The organism is Bacillus sp. EKM501B, assembly GCF_011800505.1.
GTDB classification, from domain to species: domain Bacteria; phylum Bacillota; class Bacilli; order Bacillales; family Bacillaceae_G; genus Bacillus_A; species Bacillus_A cereus.
On sequence record NZ_JAALFZ010000023.1, the window covers coordinates 1 to 20507 of the forward strand.

The window sequence follows — 20507 nt, forward strand, 5'->3', positions numbered from 1 at the left end:
TTCTTTTTCTTTTGTTACAAAGCTTCTATTATACTAATACGCTTGATAGAAATACGATTAACGCTGTTAATACTACTGCTCCACTTGCTGATCCTACGAAGTCACCTTTTGTTACTTGTAATACTTGCTCTTTCATATCATTTATCCTCCCTTTTTATAAGTTATCTATATGTAATTTCTAAGAAATGTTTATTTCATAGTTTTTATGTTAACGTTACATTAAATTTGATAACGTAACGTTTGTAACATTAATGTAACATAACTATTATTACGTTGCAATATAATTACGTAAAATTTATTACACTTTTTTTACGTTTTTTTATAATAACCCTCAAAAACCTTTATTTAATGCGTTTTCCACTAAGTTCACGTTTGTAACATTCGTGTAACATTACAGTCATAAAGTGAAATGTAGTCATATTCCTCTCTATTTTTGTTACAAATTGTTTATTTAGTGCCACTAAACCTATCTAATCTTTACTTACTTTTAATATGAGATAAAATACCGTCTTTCCAAGATAAGTTTATATGTTTCCTCTATATAACTATGTATAATAAAAACAAAGAGGTGGTCATTTTGAAATTAATCGCATTAGATATGGATGGTACACTACTATCATCTAATCTTGAAATCTCCAAAGAAAACCTACAAGCAATCCAAACTGCACAAGAAGCCGGTCATATTGTAATGATCTGTTCTGGTCGTGCGAAAGAGGATGCTTTAAAGCTATTGGAAGAATATAAATTATCTCTTCCAGTCGGAGCAAGCAATGGGGCTATTGTTTATGTGGATGGAAAAGTAATTAACTCGCGTTGTATACAAAACGACAAAGTGTACAAACTTGCAAAATTACTAGAATCTGAAGGTTTCCCATATAAGCTATATACAAATAAAGGAGTTTATTCTCCATATACATGGCAAGATCAAGTGATGCAAGCATTCGAAGAAAATAAGCATGCGCTTGATGTTACATTAGAGGAACTTGAACGAATTACAGAAAAGCAAAAGAAATCGAACCTAATTACTGATTTCAAAAAAATAGAAGATGTTGTAAATAACCAAGAACTAGAAATATCTAAATTCTTCATTTTAACGTTTAATGCAGCGCATCGCGCACAGCTATTAAGTATATTACAAGAGGATGCTGATATTATGGTTACAGCATCGGCTCCTACTAACTTAGAAATTATGGATAAGAATGGACATAAAGGAAACGGGATACAGCAGATGGCAGCTCATTTTAATATCCCTATTGAAGATACAGTTGCTATTGGTGATAATTTTAATGATGTACCGATGTTAGAAGTAGCGGGCTTATCTGTTGCAATGGGCAACGCTGAAGAAGATGTAAAAAAGCTATGTGATGTTGTAACACTAACAAACAATGAACATGGTGTTGCTCACGCAATCGAGCAATTTGTATTGAAACAAACTTCATCTAGTAAATAAAAAAAGGACTCTTTCAATTTGAAAGAGTCCTTTTTTATACGTGATGACAAGCAACAAAATGCTCTACACCAACATTACGGAATTCTGGTACTGTTTTTTTACAAACATCCGTTGCAAATGGGCAACGTGTATGAAAACGACAGCCCGAAGGTGGATTTGCTGGACTTGGAATATCCCCTTCTAGTATAATTCGTTCTCGCTTCACTGTTGGATCTGGTATTGGAACAGCTGATAACAATGCTTTCGTATAAGGATGTAGCGGATTGGTAAATAACTCATCACGCGGTGCTGTCTCCACAATCGTACCTAAATACATAATTCCGATTTTCGTACATAAATGTTCTACTACACTTAAATCATGCGAAATGAATAAATAAGATAATCCCTTTTTCTCCTGTAACTCACTAAACAAATTAATAATTTGTGCTTGGATAGATACATCTAGTGCCGCTACAGGTTCATCAGCTACAATGAATTCTGGATTTAATACCATAGCTCTTGCGATTACGATACGCTGACGTTGTCCACCAGAAAACTCATGGGGATACCGGTCAATATGATAAGGAGCTAATCCACATAACTCCAATACTTCAATTACCTTTTCACGCACATTTTCTTTCGTTGCTAATCCGTGGGCCAACATTGGCTCTCCAAGCGCTTCTCCAATTCTCATTCTCGGATTTAATGAGCTAAATGGATCTTGGAAAACGAGCTGCATATTAGGGCGATGTTTTCTTAATTCATCCTTGGATAAAGAATGAACATCTTTTCCTTTAAACTTCACTTCTCCCTCCGTTTTTTGAACGAGGCGTAAAATTGTTTTTCCTATTGTTGTTTTCCCGCTCCCTGATTCACCAACGAGACCAAACACTTCACCTTTATTAATAGTAAAACTTACTCCATCAACTGCTTTTACATGCCCAATTGTTCTACTAAATACGCCACCCTTAATTGGAAAATATGCCTTTAGGTTTTTCACCTCTAATAATGGTTCACTCATTGTTCCGCACGCTCCTCATATAACCAACAAGCTACTTTATGATTTTCATCATTTACATTTAGATTTGGGGCTTCTTTTTCACATATTTCCATACAATGCTCACAACGCCCACTAAAGTAACAAAACTCACCTAAACCAACTAAATTCGGAACTTGCCCTGGAATAGAATATAGTTTATCTATTCGTTTTCCCATTACTGGTTTTGATTTCAATAATCCTTTCGTATAAGGATGTTTTGGATTTTGGAATATCTCTAGTACTGGGGCTTCTTCAATAACTTTCCCGCCATACATAACGACAACATAATCAGCCATTTCCGCTACGACACCTAAGTCATGTGTAATTAATAAAATCGACGTTTTAAATTCTTCTTTCACTTGTCTTAGTAGATCCAATATTTGAGCCTGAATGGTAACATCAAGAGCTGTTGTTGGTTCATCTGCAATTAATAACTTAGGATTACAACTAAGCGCAACAGCAATCATAATACGTTGTAACATCCCACCGCTCAGTTCATGCGGATAAGAATGGACGATTTCATCAGCGCGGGCTATGCCAACTTTACGAATTAACTCAATTGCCTTCTTATATGCTTCATTTTTACTAAGTAATTCATGCTCTCTTAACGTTTCTACAATTTGCTCCCCTACAGTGAAGACGGGGTTTAGCGATGTCATCGGTTCTTGGAAAATCATTGCAATATCATTGCCTCGTAAACTACGAAGTTCTTTCTCTTTCATTCCTAAAAGACTTTTTCCTTCATATAAAATGTCTCCACCCACTACACTACCAGATTCAGCAATAAGCCCCATAATAGATAAAGCTGTTACACTCTTTCCGCAACCTGATTCTCCTACTACACAAACTGTTTCCCCTTCTCGAACCGCAAAGCTAACATGGTTCACAGCCTTTACTGTCCCCTCGTCAGTTTGAAAATGTGTTTGTAAGTCTTTCAGCTCTACTACCGCTTTACTCATATCTTCTCACCTACCGTCTCATCTTTGGATCTAACGCATCACGAAGTGCATCACCAAGTAAATTAATTGATACAACTGTTATAAAGATTGCAAAACCGGGCGGAATCCATAACCATGGACGCTTTTGGAAATCGATTAATGAGTTAGCTGCGCTAATCATGTTCCCCCATGATGGTGTAGGTGGAACGACTCCGAGGCCTAAGTAACTTAGTGCGGACTCACTTAAAATAGATCCAGCCACACCCAAAGTTGCTACAACAATAAGTAACGGAAAAACGTTAGGAATTAGATGATGAATGATTTTTCGAGAATCTTTTAATCCTAATACATCTGCCGCTTGCATAAAGGCTTGCTCCCGCAATGTTAAAATTTGTCCTCTCACAAGACGGGCAAGTCCTGGCCATCCTACTAAACTTAAAATAATCATTACAACATATAAACGGTACTCCGATGGTAATTTCCATTCTGATAAAATTGCTCCCATTATAATAAGTAGTGGTAATCCTGGAATGGACATTAACACATCTGCAACACGCATAATTAAATGATCTACAACTCCTCGATAAAAACCAGCAATTGCTCCTAATAGAGCTCCTAGTATAACGGATAGTAGCATCGACGCTAAACCGATTGTTAATGAAATACGCCCTGCTTGCATAAGTCTAGTTAAAATATCCCGTCCCAACTGGTCTGTCCCAAGCCAATGTGACAGGCTGGGTGGTTTATTAATTTGTGTTACTTGTACTTTCCCATCAGCATACGGTGAAAAGATTGGACCGATAAAACTAAATAAAAACATAAATATTAAAACGTATAAGCCACACAGTGCCATCTTATTTTTCTTGATTTTTTTATATGCTTGGCGCCATGGTGATGATTCATTTCTTTTTTTCCGTTCTTTCTTTTTCTCTATTATGGGTGTAATAGTCTCCATATCTTTCCCCCCTTACTTCAATCGAATTCTTGGATCAACAAACGCATATACAATATCAGCTAAGAAATTAGCCATAATTGTTAAACAAGAAAGAAACATTGTAAAGGCCATTAATACCGTATAATCACGGAAGTTTAATGCTTCTAATTGAATACTCCCAATCCCTGGCCAATTAAAAATCTGTTCAATAATAATAGCTCCTGAAAATAAACCCGGTAATTCAAAAGCGAGTAATGTAATTGCTGGCAAAATTGCATTTTTCAATGCATGTTTATAAATAACGGTCCTTTCTTTTAAACCTTTTGCACGAGCAGTACGAATATAATCTTGCCTAATAACATCCAACATGCCAGTTCTAAAATAACGTGTTAACGATCCTACACCAAGAAGCGTTAAAATAAATACAGGTAGAATCATATGACGTAATACTTCTAATATGTATGCTATCCCTGTTGAGTTACTCCCAATATCAATCATGCCACCAATAGGTAATAACTTTAAATCAACTGCTAATAATTTAATTAAAAATAGTCCGATAAAAAATGATGGAAATGACATTGCTGCAAAGACACCGATTGTTACCAATCTATCAAACCAAGAGTGCTGCTTTGTTGCAGAAATAACCCCAATAATAAGAGCAATAATCCAAGTGAAAAATAAAGCTGCAGCAGCAACAATAAATGTATTCCAAATGAATTTATTAAGTAATGAAGTTACCGATTCTTGATACTGTAAAGAAAATCCAAAATCACCATGCAAAGCATTCACTAACCAATGAAAATACCTTTCAATAATCGGTTTATTTAAACCGTACAACTCTCTTAATTCTTGAGCTCTCTCTGGTGTTAATTTTGGATTTGAATCGATATAATCACCCGGTAAGAGTGCAAATAAGAAAAAGATAATAATAGACGTACCAAACAATGTAGGAATCATTTGTAGAAACCTACGAATGATATATGTTTTCACCTTTTGTCTCCCCAATCCTATTTACTTAAAAATAGAAGAACATTTTTTCAAAACAGCTACCATTCCATTGCTGTGTGAAAAAACGTCTTCTATTATTTAGGTCAACCCTTATTGTTCAATAGATAACACTGGTAAGTTGGAACTGATGCTATCGTACTTTTCTGGATCAATTCCTTTTATACGTGCATTATGAGCATAAAGTAGTTTACGATAGTTTAATAAAATAACTGGTGGATCATCACTTAACTCTTTATACAGCTCTTTATAAATCGCTTTACGTTTTTCAATATCTGTCGTTCCTATACCTTTTACAATCAAATCATCTACTTTCGGATTATTATAACCCGTATCACTTTTTGGATTAGTTGATAAGTACTCACTTACAACTTCACTTGGATCACTAATTCCTGGTGTTGAAACTGCCGCTAAATCGTAGTCACCTTTTCCTACTTTTGAAAGCATCGTATTAAAGTCCATCAACTCTGGATTTAATTCAACACCAATTTCTTTGTAACTTTCTTTTGCAATCGGAATAAAGATATCATTTGTTTTACCTGTATTTGATGCGTAGTATGTTAATTTTAATTTTTGACCATCTTTTTCACGAACCCCGTCAGAACCTACTTTCCAACCAGCCTCATCCAATAATTTTTTAGCCTTTTCTACGTCATGCGGATATTTATTAATACCTTCTTCTGTATATGCCCATGAAACTGGAGCAATTGGTACGTTAGCGACAGAGCCATAGCCTTGTAAAGCTGTATCCACATACTTCTTACGGTCTAATCCATAAGTAAGTGCTTGGCGTACCTTTTTATCTTTCAAATACGACTTCTTATTATTTACATAGATATAAGCAATATCACTTGATGATTCAAGATTAATATTTGCAAACTCTAATCCTTTTAATTGGTCTATATTTTCAGGGTTCGCTCTAAACCCACTATAGTCCAGTTCACCTGTTTGGAATAATTGGAATCCAGTATCACCTGATGTGATTTTGTAAATAAAGTTTTTAATTTTTGGTTTACCTGCATAATAATTTTCGTTAGCAACAAAGCGGACTTCTTGACCTGGAACATATTTTTCAAATTTATATGGACCCGCTGCAATTGGTTGCCCATATAATGCTTTTAAATAGTCTAAACTTGTATTTTGTTTATAATCTTTTCCATAATAAGCTTTTGATAGCACTGGGCCACCTAAATTCGTTAGCGCCTGTGAATTAACTTTTTCAGTTGTAATTTTAATTGTCTGTGGATCAACAACTTGGATTCCTTCAATAGAAGTTGCTTTTCCTTCTTTATATTCTTTCCCACCTTTAACAGCATACTGAGCAATATCCAATCCACCTTCATACGCTTTATCATGAAGTAGTGTTAATGTAAATGCTACGTCATCCGCTGTTAGAGGCGACCCATCACTAAATTTTAAATTTTTACGTAAATGGAATGTATATGTTAACTGGTCAGCAGAAATATCCCATTTTTCCGCAAGATCCGGAATAGGTTTACTTTGTTTGTCTGTTGTTACTAATGAAGCAAAAATAACCGACGTTACATTTCCATCCCAACCATTATCTTGGAAATACGGAAGGAAAACTCCCCCTGGCTTAGAAATGGCTGTAATGAAAGTATCTTTTCGTTGATTTGCTTTCTCTGGACTTTTCTTTTTATCTGTAGCTGGAATTGATTCAATCTTAGAGTCTTTTAAATCCTGCTTTTTTACTGGTTCTGTAGAAGCCGTATCCTCCTGTCCCCCACAAGCAGATAACACAAGCGAACTACTCAGTAATACTGAAAATACACCAGCCCATTTTTTTGTCTTTTTCTTCATTGTCCCCACCCTAACTGTTTAATAGTTATACCCTTTGAACTTATTAGCTTATGTATGCCTCCCACAGCACATTTATAGCCAATCGGAAAAGTCGGTTTTAATCAGAAAAAAATAGATGTTTTTGAGGGGTAACAATCTTATTCCGACCTTTCCGGTAGACTTTATGGTTATTAGCTTATATCGTTCATTATGTTTTGTCAATTCTTTCTAAATAAATATTTTGAGAATTTTTCCAAAATTACCACTCTACATTTATACTTTAAGAAAACTCAGCTATAATTCGTATTAAAACTTAAAAATCTACTTCTATTCCTTCAGCATGAAACATAGAATACTAATAACCAATTACCAAAAAGGGGGCGAAAATATGGACAACCTATTCCAATACGTCCTGCACTACGTATTATTAACAATTATGATAGTCGGAGCGCTATTACTATTCCCGTTCTTCCCAAAGTTCGTCCTCTTTTTAGCTTTTTTTATTATGCTCGGGATCGCTATTATAATTTCAACGAGAGAAGATGCCACGCAAAAAGAGAGCAGAGTTCAGCGCGTAAAGCTGTAACTTTGCTCTCTTTTCGTTTCCATTCACTAGTCTCTGTTACACATATTTATCCCGCTATTTGCCGTGCAGTAAGACCCCCATCTCAAAATTCAGTGAAAGCAAAAGAAATTAGGTCTGGGTCGGGGTGCCCGTAAAGGCCCTCACTTTATCTCTCGGGAAATAATTAGCCTTTGTTTTTGTAATTACTCCTATCCAAAAACCACTAATGACATTTATTTTTCACCTTATTATTTTCATATGTTTCACAAGCTATGCAAATTGAGGAACACGGATTTATCTAAGTTACTGTTTCACGTGAAACACATCGCTTCATTTAACCTTTAAAGCAAAATATCATTATGAAGAAAGCCACTTCCTCCAGCAAAACTGAAAGGAAGTGGCTTTCTACTCATTACTCCACAATATTCTCTAATTCATTATATAAATCTGCTCGTAACAACTCTTTCTTCGTTTTTTCCTCATATAATTTTTCAAGTTTTTCAACATCAGCTACATGTTCCATTCCACATTCTATTGCATATATATCTTCTTCTACATGCATTAACTCATTTTCAATCTCTTCAAGATTCCTAGCTTCTTTCTCTTTTACAGGAACCGTTTCAACACTTTTTCTCCCTTGGCGTTTCTGCTTTATTACTTGCTCCTCAAGCTTTTCCTCCCACTTTTGACGAGCCCATGCATAGTTTCCTGCAAACTCAAATAATTTGCATCTATCAATCCAGTACGTCTTTTCAAATAACTTATTTAAAAAATATCGATCGTGTGAAACAGCTAAAATCGTCCCGTTATATTGCTCAAGGGCTTCCTCTAAAACTTCCCTTGATTCAATATCAAGATGGTTTGTCGGCTCATCTAAAATTAGAAAATTGATGTCTTGATACATAAGTTGCGCAAGTCTTAATCTCATTTTTTCTCCACCACTAAGTTGCGTTACTTTCTTAAATACTGCTGGACCATAAAACAAAAACTTAGCTAATATATGTCTTGCTTCTCCCTCTGTTACAGCCACATTCTCTCTGAATGCTTCCAATACATTACTCTTCATATTTTCATATGCATGTTGTGATAAATAACCAATTTTGACACTACTACCAATTCGAATTTCACCAACGTCTGGATTTATTTCTTCTAATAGTAGTTTTAATAATGTAGTCTTCCCTGTACCATTACAACCAACGATAGCAGCACGCTCTTGAAAACGAACATGTAAATTCGCTTGTTCAAATAAAGATCGGCCAGCAAAACCTTTACTCACTTCTTTCATTACAACAACATCTTTTCCGCTTCTCTCTTGCCCTTCAAACTGAAGACCCATCTGTTTTCTTTCTAAAATCGGTCTCTTTAATTTCTCTATACGCTCTAACGCACGTTCCATATTCCTCGCTCTTTTATGCAATCCTTCATTCGGAGGATTCGCTTGATTTGCCCATTCACGTAGGCGCTTAATTGCTTCTTTCATTTTCTTTATTTTCTTTTGCTGCTCTTGATAAGCTTGAAACTCTTGAAGTAACCTTTCTTCCTTCTCCTCAACGAACTGAGAATAATTCGTATGGTACACGTGAATCTCTCCATCTTCCAAATCCAAAATTTTCGTTACAACTTCATCAAGGAAATAGCGATCGTGTGAAATAACCATAACTGTTCCATTATATTCTTTTAAAAATTTCTCTAACCATTCAACTGCAAACAAATCTAAATGATTTGTTGGTTCATCTAATAGAAGTAAATCTGGTTTCTGCAATAGCATATATGCAAGGCTTATTTTCGTCTGTTCTCCTCCACTTAATTCCGTAAATACTCTTGGAAATAAGTTTGTGACTTGTAAGCCATTTGCTACCTTCATTATATTTGCCTCTATTTCATAACCACCGAGAAATGCAAATTTTTCTTGAATTACTCCGTACCTCTCCATTAGCTTTTGCAAAGCAGATTGTTCCTGCTCCTCCGCCATATTTTTTTCTAGAGCATGCATTTCTTTTTCTAATTCCTTTTCTACTTTAAAAGCGGAACTCAATACATCATATACAGTCATGGCCTCATCAAACTTCGGAATTTGTGCGACATGACCAATACGTGTACCTTTCTTCATATGAATGGCTCCTGCATCCAAACTCTCCATTCCCGTTAGAAGCCCAAAGATTGTTGTCTTCCCACTACCGTTACGACCAACTAACCCAACACGTTCACCATTCTTTATTTCAAGCGATATATTTTCAAATATGATGTTTCCACCAAAAGATTTCGTTACATTATTTACACTACAAATAGTCATTTTCCGTACTCCTTTCAATATAAAAAACCATGAGAAAGAAACATTCCCCATGGTTTTCGGCATAGAAAAAGGAAGCCAAATAGCTCCCTTTTCACACGTTTATTAAAAATGGGTGAAGAGATTTCTATCGTTCAATAGTCACTATGCAATTGTTAAAAAAGGGCATACGTATCCCGTTAACAACTACATCATGAAAAATCGCACGACAAAAATAGATAAAATCTAAAAATTTGGCACGCGCAGCTAAAGAACGTTTCATCTCATTCACCCCTTTCGTACGGAATTTAATACTTACTTCTTTATTATACTTTCCAATTTCATGTTTGAATAGTCATTTTTCTGAAAATAATGAAGATAGACTAAACATTTCAATAAGTGACATCAAATCTTACAAAACTGTTATGTTCACGTAATGGAAAGCGATAGTACGAAAAGATGCCTCCCTATACAATAAAGATGTAAAACAAGAGAGACAAACACAAGGAGGAAACAAACATGATGAAAGAAATCGTAAAAGCAATCTTTGAGGTATTAGTGAACGGACAAGCAGTTGTAAAAGAACTAAATGAACTATAAAAAGGAGTGAAGAAATATGATGAACATGGTAAAAATGATTTTACACGCTTTAGTCGATGCAAAAGCAGTTAGCCAAGAATTAAACCAACAATAAAAAGGGGTATATGAATATGAAGAAAGCCATTATTATAATTGCAAGCACAGCAATTACTTTATACACAATAAAAAATAGAAAAAAGAAAAATAATGAAAATGTTCTATATTATCCATACACACTATTAGAGAAAAAATAAAAGACAAGGTACCCTATCGTAATGAGGATATCTTGTCTTTTATTTTTTCCATATTGTCTTTAGAGGATTTCCTTCTCCTTTTCCCGAATGTATTAAGCGGGATTTTTACACATATTTTAAAGGGGCATATATACAAATGGATACACAACAACTATATTTTTTAAACGATATCGGTAAACAAAAACCAGAAAGTATTCGGAATAGAAGCGCTGCATGTCCATTTTGCGATAAAGAACATTTAACGGATATTTTAGCAACTGATGGTTCTATTATTTGGTTAAAAAATAAATTTCCTACATTACAAGATACATTTCAAACGGTGCTGATTGAAACGGATAATTGCGAAGATCATATCGCAACATATACAGAAGAACATATGCGAAAATTAATGCAATTTTCTATTCAACATTGGTTACACTTACAGAAGAACGAAGAATTTGCATCTGTAATTTTATACAAAAATCACGGTCCATTTTCAGGTGGAAGTTTGCATCATGCACACATGCAAATTATCGGAATGAAATATGTAGATTATCTTGAAAATATTGAAGAAGAAAATTTTCAAGGGGTAATTGTTCAAAAAAATGAACGCATTGAGCTTAATATTTCAGAGCGTCCCATTATTGGCTTCACTGAATTCAATATAATCATTGATAATATTTCATATATAGATGAAATGGCAAATTACATTCAGCAAACTGTACGTTACATACTGATAGATTTCCATAAAGGATGCAGTAGTTATAACTTATTCTTCTATTACTTAAATGGAAAAATCATTTGTAAAGTTGTACCTAGATTTGTCGTTTCACCATTGTATGTAGGATATAAAATACCGCAAGTTTCTACAAAACTAGAAGAGGTGAAAATACAACTCACGCAGTATTTCACGAAAGAAAAGGATGAAATTATTCATAAAAAAACAGAGTAGGTATAGAAAACCTACTCTTTTACCCCGCATTAACGAGCAGTAAAACTTCCACCTCAAAATCCGGAAAACGCTAGAATTTAGGCGGAAGATTAACTGCTCGTAAAAGCCCGATTGGTGAAGACTAATAATCAGCGGGGGATGAACAGACTCCCCCACTGATTAAAGTTTCACTTTATTACACCTTTATTTCGATAGTACACATCTTCTAGTCCGATGTTATACTTCATGTTATTATCCGTCCACTCTGGCCCTAAATTCCCTGGCCATCCAGATGTATTCGCTATATATTTCAGTAATGCAAAATCAGTCAAACCTTTTTGCACCCCACGCTTATATCCTTTCATTAAATGCGGCATTGCAATTTGCGCATTTGTACGTGGATCTTTCAGCTCATCATCAGTTAAATGTTCTGGTGCAAGCCCGCCGCCGCGGTGTAGTTGAAACAATCCGAATGAAGTTCCATTATCTCCAACACTTCTTGGATTTAATCGACTTTCATGCTCGGCAATTGCAAGAGGTATCCATTCTGGAAGATTTACTTTCTTCGCTTCCTCTATAATGATTTGTTTCATCTGTTTTGCTTCTTCTGAATCAACATAGCTTGTTCCATTCACTAGCTTATCCATTCCTTCAGACTTTCCTTGGAAATATAAATATACTCCAAGAACAACTAAAAATCCTACAAAGAATTTCTTCACTACCTCTACCTCTTTCTCCGCTGAAATTTGTCCCCTTTCAGCCTTCCCTTTACAATTACCTACATTCTATTACTCTTTTATCATAGCAAATAACTATACGTATTATCATCATGCTTTAGACCGATTTTGTGAAAAAACAGCTGGTAAATATGTGCAAAAATGTAACTTTCATAGACTATAACGCATTTTTTGTATATAATTGTAAACTGAACTCTATATATAGAATAGGAGCGTACAAAATGAAAAAATGCCTAACACTCTTGTTCAGCATTTTACTACTCATCCCTACCTACACCTCTGCACAAACATCATCAAAACCAAAAGTACTTGTTTTGTATAGTACACAAGACGATAAAGTTTCAAATAATGTCCAAATCCTTAATACTCAATTAGGACATTTTACAAATGATATAACCGTAAAAAACTTAAAAGAAGCAACTTCAATTAATAACGTATCCTCCTATACACATATTGTTTATATCGGTGAAACAAAAGAAGCGTTTTCTGATGAAACGAAACAATTTCTAGAAAACTTCTCCGGCCCTGTATTAGTATTAGGACAAAATGTTGAACAATTATCTAAGCGTTTTTCTTTCATTACATTGAAGAGTGACGATATACGAGTTAATAAAATTGAATATCCAGAAAAGAAGCTAAAAAATACCTTAGAAGAGGAACGATTAATTCAATCATTTGATACGAATGGAACTGTGCTTGCTAACGCTTTAAGCTCAAATAACACTAACCCACTAATCGTTCAGCATGAAATATCTTATTATGTTGCAACACCTAACCTCTTTGACTGGATGTCTCATTACGTCGGTGAAATGTTATTTTCTTATTTCAGCCAAAAACCAACGAAAAATAAAGTTGAAGCTTATTTACGTCTTGAGGATGTTCACCCAGCAGCAGATATAAATCAATTGAAAGAAATTGCTGAATTACTAAAAGAGAAAAAGATGCCTTACATGATTACTGTTATTCCGGTATATAAAGATCCAGATACAGGAAAGATAATACATTTAAAAGATAAACCAGAACTAGTTGATCTTTTACGCTCTATGCAAGATGATGGTGCAGCAATTATTATGCATGGTTATACTCACCAATTTTATGACAGTGAAACAGGTGAGGGCTTTGAATTCTGGGATGTCAAAACAGATCAACCAATTCGCCAACCGAAGCATGAAAAACCGAAGACAAAAGATGACTTTCCAAATATAGAGGCATATAACCAATATGTAAAAAAAGGGGAAGAATTCGAGGGAAAATATACGAAAGATCATATTGAAAAAGGAATTCAAGAACTTGTAGATGCTAAACTATATCCTGTTGCCTTTGAAGCACCTCATTACACGATGTCTCAAAAAGGATATGAAATATTATCAAGGTACTTTTCAACTTATGTAGGACAACTACAGTTAAATGATACAACTTGGAAATCCATGCACTCACCATATTATACAAGTACTCCGTCATTTTTACATGGAATGAAACTATTGCCTGAAACAGTCGGATTTATTGAAGAAGATACGCCACAAACTATTGCTAAAATGAAAGAACGTGCTCTATCTGTTTCTAAATTATCCGATGGAATTATTGGTGCATTCTATCATCCTTACTTAGGTGTGAAACCATTAAAAGAAGTATTAAAGGATCTAGAAAGTATTCCAAATATAGAGTGGATTGATTTACAAAAGGAAAAGAATGAAGTAAAAATGAAAGATATTCATATTACGACGAATAAAGACGGCATTCACGTTGAAAAACCAACCAGTGCGAATGACATAATTGATTATATAAAGCAATATGGCTTCTTCCTTATACTGGGGTTCGTTATCATTGTCTTTCTTTTATTATTAAAACGTGCGAAGAAATTAGAATCCTAATACAAAACCACCAAGCATTCTGCTTGGTGGTTTTTTTAACTTAAACCAAAACGTGGCATGTTATTAATAACCCATTGATTATTTTCATAAATAAATTCAACTTCTACTTTTTCCGTTACATTATCATAGTCATTATACGTTTCTACCTGCGCTTTTATTTTCCCATCCTTTAACTCGGCAGAAATAATTTTTGTAAATTTAGTTGCTGCTTTTGACCCTGGATCTCCAATAGCATAGTGCATTTTTCCATTTAACTCTTTAATATATTTACTCTTCATATACTGTGCTATAAATGATTTTGAGAAGTACGTAGATAGCGTAGTCTCTAAATTATCTTTCTTATTATAAATAGGGTTCACTAATTCCCCGTATGAAAAATCCCCTACTCGTTTTGGGTTTCCTGTTAGTGCAGCCATTTGAACATTAGTCAGTTCCTTCTGTGCATTCCATACTTTCTGTAACATAACGTTATCTGCTAGCTTCTTATCTTTTACTTCATTTGATTTCTTTGTATCCAAATTCATGATAGTTCCATTATCCGTATAGAGATACATATCTCCTGCTACAAAATATAAATAGGATTTAGTTGGTTCAACCGCTTTATTATAAATTACCTTTTCATTTCCACCATTTATTTTCTTCTTATATACTCCATCCTTTTTTAAATAATAAAAAGTATCCCCTTTCACATTCATCTGCAAGGCATCCTTTACCAATAACTTTTCATTATTTTGTTGAACGTCTATTTCATATATGCCATGCTCAGCTTCATTTGTTTCAAAAGGTAACGAAAAGTCGACAACAGCATATAATTTTTCATTATTATACGTAGCACTAGATATTGTTGCATAATTTTCTTTTGACCAAGTTTTATTATCTTTTGTCATTTGTGTTCCACGATTTTTATTCCAATGTAGAATACTATCATCTATCGTTCGAGACCAACCAGAATTTTTAAATGCCGCTTCTTCTTCCTGTCCCGTCTTCAAATTGATTTTTGCGATCCCTACAATATCAAAACCACCATGCTCAGAATATTTTTTCGGATAAAATAAAGTTTGATCTTTTATATAAACATAATTTATATCCGCTTTTAACGTATCTAACTTTTTATTTGATATATCATACTTCATTAAAGAAGATAATCCCGCATTCTTCTCTTCATCCGTATGAATAAAATATAAAGCTTTGTTTTTTATATTTATGTAAGAAGCATTTACACCTTCCACTACACGTTCCGAAGTCTGAAATTGATCTTTCGTACGATAAATGCCTCCTGTATTTTTATCACCATTTACCGCATAGTAAACCCATCCATTACTCTCTGCCATCTTCCCTTTATTAGAACTGTTTCCAACCGAATTCCCGTTTTTCTCAGTTTCTTTCATCTGTTTTTCAACTACTGGATCAATTTGTTCTTCTTTACTTTCTTGCGTTGCGTTGGGATTTATAGCTTTCTTTTCTGCTTCACAACCAAACGCTGCAACTGAAAGTGCACCGATCATCATTGTAATAGCTATTTTTTTATGTGCTTTCCCCATTTTCTCCCCTACTTCCTTCATCAAATTAAACATATCATAAATTATAGAAAAAATTAGAAAAAATATCCATAATAAAAAGAATAAGAGTACCTCTCCTATCCTTTCAAATAAAGCGAAACCTTAATCAGTCAGGGTCTTAATCCCCGGCAAATAGCGGGGTAAAATCGAATGGTATTTTCATATATTGTTTCTGCAACCTGATCAACAGATATGTTTTTTATAACACTAATTTCCTTTAATACATCTCGAATCATTCTCGGGTGCGTCATAACATCGTCTTGAAATTCCCACGGTCCATCTGTTTCTACCATCATATATTCAAGCGGATAATACGAAACAATTTTTCTAATCTTCTCCTTATGTAAAACATCCGGTGTAATCGAAATATAATAACCATTCTTCATCATCCGTTTCATTGTTTCATCACTTCCTTTAAACCAATGGAAATGTGCACGTGAAACTTTATATTTCTCTAGCAAATCACATACAGTGTCAGCATCTTCATAAACTGCGTGTAATATAATCGGCAAATTATACTTACTAGCTAGTTCTATAAATTTTTTCAATACAGCTATGTATGGATCTACAGCAATTCTTTCATCTTCTTTTCTCAAATAATAGGGCAAACCTACTTCACCAATCGCAACAATTTCCTCTGCGTTCTGTTCAATAAGTTTATAAATCTGTTCACACTCTTCTTTATGAATCTGTTGCTCTGGATGAAACCCTATCGCTGGATATATAAAGGGATACTTCTTCGCTAAAGATAACGTTTCCTTACAAGATTGATAATTCATAGATACAGCAATAAGCCCCTTTATTTCATTACTATTTTCCACCTCTTTCAGTAATCTGTTCTTCTCTTCATCCTTATATTGATCAACATGTATATGACTATCAATCCATTTCATCTTTATGCCCCCATAAAAAAAACAAGAAAGGACTTCCTTTCTTGTTTTAGCATCTATATTATTTAACAATTAAGTTTGTTATGATATCAAATAATCCAATACACACTACGGCAACAGTAAAGTAGCTACAGAAATCTTTAATTGGTAACTTCACTACTTCTTCTTTACGCATCCCATTTTTCTCCCTTCTTACTAGATCCCTAATTATTTTTCTATCTGTATCTATTATGCAAAAAATATGACAAATTTACTATCGAATTAACTTACGTAAACCTTACAATGTTGTAAGGTTTAAAAAAGGATCCTCATCTTTATTCAGATGAGGATTATTAAAAATTAGTTGGTTTTTCATTCTTCATTACAAACAGAAAGTAATACATTAAGACTTTCTAGTTACACTATATGAAAATTACTATCTTTTAACTATCGAATTACATTACAGAAGACTTACATGTTTGTAAGTTATGTGTAATGTAATTCGATAGTTTCCCTTACTTATATTTCGTACAATAAAGTTAGAAAGTAAGCCAAATAAGAAGAACAATCACATAACCAAATTGCATTGCTAGTAGCTACTCTTCTTATACCTTTCACCCATGCTACTACAATGTACCCCCTTCCCCTTTATATAATAAAAAAGCCTTAGTCTATATGGACTAAGGCTTTTTTGCTAACCCCTAAAATACCCTTACCCAGTATTTTTATTTTCGACAAAAAATAGCTGGGGGTATATTTCACTATCTCATCGTTAAAAGTTTACTCTTCGCATTTATAGGAATATTTGCAATCTCAATCTCTTCAATCGATTCACCGTAACGTCCTTTTGCAAAAACCTTTAATGCTTCATCTCTCTTTAACATATGCTTAACCGTTTTCTTTATTTTCTGCTCTCTACCACGTTCATCGAATGCAATAAATTCATATTCATACCACTCATCACCAATATGCTGACCAATTGTATTCACAACCGTATAGTATTCTTTCGTCTTATAAAATGGATTATATTTATCGATAACCGGTCCAAGTTTCGTAGGCAGTAACATTACTACTATCACTATCATCGCTATTATAGTAGTGATCATTTTTTTCTTCATAATAAACATTCCTCCTCTGCAGGATATATATACATCCATTTTAAAAAGGGGGAATAAAATCTACTATTGAATCTCATTACATTACACTTACATTTTTGTAAGAATTAAAAAAGGTGAACGAATTTACTCGTTCACCTTTTAGCTTGCTTTAAAGCCACCGCCAAGTACATCACGTACATCATGTATAACAACGAAAGCATCTTCATCTACCCGGCTAATAACTTGTTTTAACTTAACAAGCTCTTGTTTATTAATAACAACATATAAAACTTCTTTATTTTTACCAGTATATCCGCCGCGCCCTTCTAATACAGTAACACCGCGTGTCATATTTTTCGTAATAGCTTCACGAATTAAATCTGGTTGATTCGAAATAATCGTAACAGCCGTTTTTGTATCCATTCCTTCTACAATGAAATCAATCACCTTCGCTCCGATGAACACAGCTACAAGTGTATACATTGCCTTTTCTTGCCCTATTATAAATACAGAACCAGCAATTACAACAATATCAATAATTAGTACGCCTTTACCTACACTCCAACCTAAATATTGATTTGCTAACCGAGCTAAGATTGCTGATCCTCCCGATGTACCTCCGGCTTTGAACATACAGCCTAATCCAATACCCACAAATAAACCAGCAAATAAAGCTGCTAATAATGTATCACTATTTACATGATACTCAATATGTTCTGTAACGTATAAAAACAAAGATGTTTCTACAATCCCTAAAATTGTATAAATCATTGTTTTCTTATCAAAAAATTTATAACCAATAGCTAGTAAAATTGCATTTATAGCAAAATTCACAATCCCTGGTGACCAATCAAATAAGTAGTACGTAACAACCGTTAAACCAATAATTCCACCTTCCGATAAACGGTTTGGAATTGCAAAGTAATTAATACCAATTGCGAATAATAATGAACCAATTGTAATTAGTGTTATTTCCTTTATACGTTGATTAACCATAGTTCATACCCTCCCCCCATTTGACATTGTATCACTATCTCCTAGAGGTTTAGAAGTGGTTTTTATTCCGCATTTTCCCTCTTAAAAATTGAAATATTATGTTTAAACAGAGGGTTGATTAATTATTCATATTTGCTCTAACTGCACGGACAAATTGCTCCACATTCCCTTTCTGAATATACTTAGCGCGAATGGTTTCATGATTACAAGTAAACTCAAAGTACGGATGAAAATCTATGCTATCTATATGCACATATGAGTACTCTTTAAATGTTGAAGGATAGTAAGGAAATTTCCCGTAAAACAGGAGGCGTCTAGTAGTGGCAACAAAAATTCCATGTTGATAACATAACATGAAATTATCCTTCTCAAAGATCCCTACCACAAAAACCAAAATCTTTTCATCATCATCTACATACTTTTTCATACTCGATAAAAGTTCATTCATGCATATTCCTCCAAATTCTATTCACTGCTTTAACACTTGAAAAGAATCCATGGATATTACAGACCGGTTTAACTCCTTTATAAAGTATGAAACGCGTTTCCTGTCAAAGATATTTCAAAAAAATAATCCGTTATGCGATTATACACATAACGGATTAAGATTAAACTGTAGAGCGTTCCACAAGTTCGTATGGAATTTCCAGCTTTTCTTGTTTAGAACTCTCGTCATTCACTTTTCTATGCAACATTTCAAAAGCAGTTTTCCCTATCTCCTTTAAATTTTGATCAATAGTTGTCAATTGTAACACTTGCGAGATAGGTTGATTATCAAAGCCAATAATCGCTAAATCCTCAGGAACTTGAATCCCTAATTTTTCAACCTCTGTCATAACCCCAATCGCAACTTCATCACCTGCTACTATTAATGCTCCAGGAAGATCCTGCATCTCTTTTAACTTATGAGCCACTTTTACACCATCTTCTAGTGTAAAACATTCTGTAAAAATCCATTCTTCGTTAACCTCTTCATCTATAGATTGCAATTGCTGTTTATAAACATCAAAACGCTTTTGACTACTCGGCCCTAATTTTCTTCCCGTACAATAGCCAATTTTTTTATAACCTTTCTCAATCAAATAATCCATTCCTAATTGAAAGGCCGCTGAATGATTCGTATATACACTTGAGATGTTTGAAATATCATTATCTTCACAAGCAATTATTGTGCCGTAAGAAGCATACGGTTCTATCGTTTCCCAATCATTTGCACGTGAACAAATAATAAGACCATCCAATTGTTTTGTTTTTAACATATGTAAACTTTTCATTTCTTCTTTTTTATTATAATTCGTTTGGCAAAGTAACACTCTGTAATTATGAGTTAACGCAATCTCCATCATTCCGCTCACCATCGCATCAAAACACGGATGATTAATATACGGTAAAATCACACCAACAATATTCGTCTTTCCTTTTGATAAATGAACAGCATTTGCGTTTTGCGAGTAATTCAATTTCTCAACTATCTCTATAACCGCTTTCCTTTTTTCTTCACTTACATATGGGTGATCATTCAACACTCTCGAAACAGTCGTAACTGAAACTCCCGCCATCTTTGCGATATCTTTAATATTAGCCATGCACTCACCTCTATCTTTAAGTTAATGAATCTCATGAACATATGTCAAATCTTCTTATCATTACACCTTC

The 20507-nt window shown here is 34.1% G+C and carries 20 protein-coding genes; 5 read left to right on the forward strand and 15 right to left on the reverse strand.

Features of this window, described 5'->3' with window-relative positions; translation table 11 throughout:
• Positions 1-28: 28 nt before the first annotated feature.
• Positions 29-136, reverse strand: coding sequence for a DUF3948 family protein (locus HFD78_RS25335; protein WP_000664237.1), 108 nt, complete (start codon positions 134-136; stop codon positions 29-31).
• Positions 137-577: 441 nt separating this feature from the next.
• Between HFD78_RS25335 and HFD78_RS25340 the strand changes: the two genes are divergently transcribed.
• Positions 578-1450, forward strand: a complete 873-nt coding sequence (locus HFD78_RS25340; RefSeq protein WP_000766421.1) for a Cof-type HAD-IIB family hydrolase — start codon at positions 578-580, stop codon at positions 1448-1450.
• 34 nt (positions 1451-1484) lie between these two features.
• Here the strand turns inward: HFD78_RS25340 and HFD78_RS25345 are convergent, their stop codons facing one another.
• The 5 genes from HFD78_RS25345 to HFD78_RS25365 form a co-directional block, all read right to left on the reverse strand.
• Positions 1485-2450: an ABC transporter ATP-binding protein gene (locus tag HFD78_RS25345; protein WP_001294485.1), complete on the reverse strand. Its 966-nt coding sequence runs from the start codon at positions 2448-2450 to the stop codon at positions 1485-1487.
• Positions 2447-3427, reverse strand: coding sequence for an ABC transporter ATP-binding protein (locus HFD78_RS25350; RefSeq protein WP_000030767.1), 981 nt, complete (start codon positions 3425-3427; stop codon positions 2447-2449). Before HFD78_RS25350 ends, HFD78_RS25345 begins: the two co-directional genes overlap by 4 nt.
• A gap of 10 nt (positions 3428-3437) precedes the next feature.
• Positions 3438-4361, reverse strand: a complete 924-nt coding sequence (gene opp4C, locus HFD78_RS25355) for an oligopeptide ABC transporter permease (protein ID WP_000447957.1) — start codon at positions 4359-4361, stop codon at positions 3438-3440.
• A 12-nt stretch (positions 4362-4373) separates the two neighbouring features.
• The gene (locus HFD78_RS25360) at positions 4374-5330 is read right to left on the reverse strand and encodes an ABC transporter permease (protein ID WP_000860694.1); all 957 of its coding nucleotides are present in this window, start codon (positions 5328-5330) and stop codon (positions 4374-4376) included.
• 108 nt (positions 5331-5438) lie between these two features.
• Entirely contained in the window at positions 5439-7166 is a 1728-nt protein-coding gene (locus tag HFD78_RS25365) for an ABC transporter substrate-binding protein (protein ID WP_000730674.1), read from the reverse strand.
• A gap of 367 nt (positions 7167-7533) precedes the next feature.
• Here HFD78_RS25365 and HFD78_RS25370 point away from each other — a divergent pair, with 367 nt between their 5' ends.
• Positions 7534-7731: a hypothetical protein gene (locus tag HFD78_RS25370; protein ID WP_000369254.1), complete on the forward strand. Its 198-nt coding sequence runs from the start codon at positions 7534-7536 to the stop codon at positions 7729-7731.
• 391 nt (positions 7732-8122) lie between these two features.
• Here the strand turns inward: HFD78_RS25370 and abc-f are convergent, their stop codons facing one another.
• A complete protein-coding gene (gene abc-f, locus HFD78_RS25375) occupies positions 8123-10003 on the reverse strand; it encodes a ribosomal protection-like ABC-F family protein (RefSeq protein ID WP_000150882.1) in 1881 nt (626 codons plus the stop codon).
• Between the two features lie 124 nt (positions 10004-10127).
• Positions 10128-10262 carry an RAxF-45 family protein gene (locus HFD78_RS29685; protein WP_000830643.1) on the reverse strand — a complete coding sequence of 45 codons (135 nt, stop codon included), beginning with the start codon at positions 10260-10262 and terminating at the stop codon, positions 10128-10130.
• Positions 10263-10683: 421 nt separating this feature from the next.
• Between HFD78_RS29685 and HFD78_RS25380 the strand changes: the two genes are divergently transcribed.
• Positions 10684-10812, forward strand: a complete 129-nt coding sequence (locus HFD78_RS25380) for a hypothetical protein (RefSeq protein ID WP_001998915.1) — start codon at positions 10684-10686, stop codon at positions 10810-10812.
• Positions 10813-10948: 136 nt separating this feature from the next.
• Positions 10949-11743 carry a DUF4931 domain-containing protein gene (locus tag HFD78_RS25385; RefSeq protein ID WP_002004289.1) on the forward strand — a complete coding sequence of 265 codons (795 nt, stop codon included), beginning with the start codon at positions 10949-10951 and terminating at the stop codon, positions 11741-11743.
• A 167-nt stretch (positions 11744-11910) separates the two neighbouring features.
• Here HFD78_RS25385 and HFD78_RS25390 read toward each other — a convergent pair whose 3' ends face one another.
• Positions 11911-12441, reverse strand: coding sequence for a transglycosylase SLT domain-containing protein (locus HFD78_RS25390; RefSeq protein WP_000713248.1), 531 nt, complete (start codon positions 12439-12441; stop codon positions 11911-11913).
• Between the two features lie 239 nt (positions 12442-12680).
• Between HFD78_RS25390 and HFD78_RS25395 the strand changes: the two genes are divergently transcribed.
• Positions 12681-14330, forward strand: coding sequence for a DUF2334 domain-containing protein (locus tag HFD78_RS25395; protein WP_000710609.1), 1650 nt, complete (start codon positions 12681-12683; stop codon positions 14328-14330).
• 35 nt (positions 14331-14365) lie between these two features.
• On the opposite strand, the gene HFD78_RS25400 is transcribed toward HFD78_RS25395, so the two are convergent.
• The 6 genes from HFD78_RS25400 to HFD78_RS25425 form a co-directional block, all read right to left on the reverse strand.
• The gene (locus tag HFD78_RS25400) at positions 14366-15871 is read right to left on the reverse strand and encodes a DL-endopeptidase inhibitor IseA family protein (protein WP_065702673.1); all 1506 of its coding nucleotides are present in this window, start codon (positions 15869-15871) and stop codon (positions 14366-14368) included.
• Between the two features lie 128 nt (positions 15872-15999).
• Positions 16000-16782 (reverse strand): TatD family hydrolase, encoded by a 783-nt coding sequence (locus HFD78_RS25405; protein ID WP_000871062.1) that lies wholly within the window; start codon positions 16780-16782, stop codon positions 16000-16002.
• Between the two features lie 737 nt (positions 16783-17519).
• Entirely contained in the window at positions 17520-17876 is a 357-nt protein-coding gene (locus HFD78_RS25410; RefSeq protein ID WP_000728421.1) for a YxeA family protein, read from the reverse strand.
• A gap of 138 nt (positions 17877-18014) precedes the next feature.
• Positions 18015-18851: a YitT family protein gene (locus tag HFD78_RS25415; RefSeq protein WP_000248040.1), complete on the reverse strand. Its 837-nt coding sequence runs from the start codon at positions 18849-18851 to the stop codon at positions 18015-18017.
• Between the two features lie 118 nt (positions 18852-18969).
• Positions 18970-19299: a PH domain-containing protein gene (locus tag HFD78_RS25420; RefSeq protein WP_001004251.1), complete on the reverse strand. Its 330-nt coding sequence runs from the start codon at positions 19297-19299 to the stop codon at positions 18970-18972.
• A gap of 160 nt (positions 19300-19459) precedes the next feature.
• Positions 19460-20437 carry a LacI family DNA-binding transcriptional regulator gene (locus HFD78_RS25425; protein WP_001273899.1) on the reverse strand — a complete coding sequence of 326 codons (978 nt, stop codon included), beginning with the start codon at positions 20435-20437 and terminating at the stop codon, positions 19460-19462.
• Positions 20438-20507 lie beyond the last annotated feature (70 nt).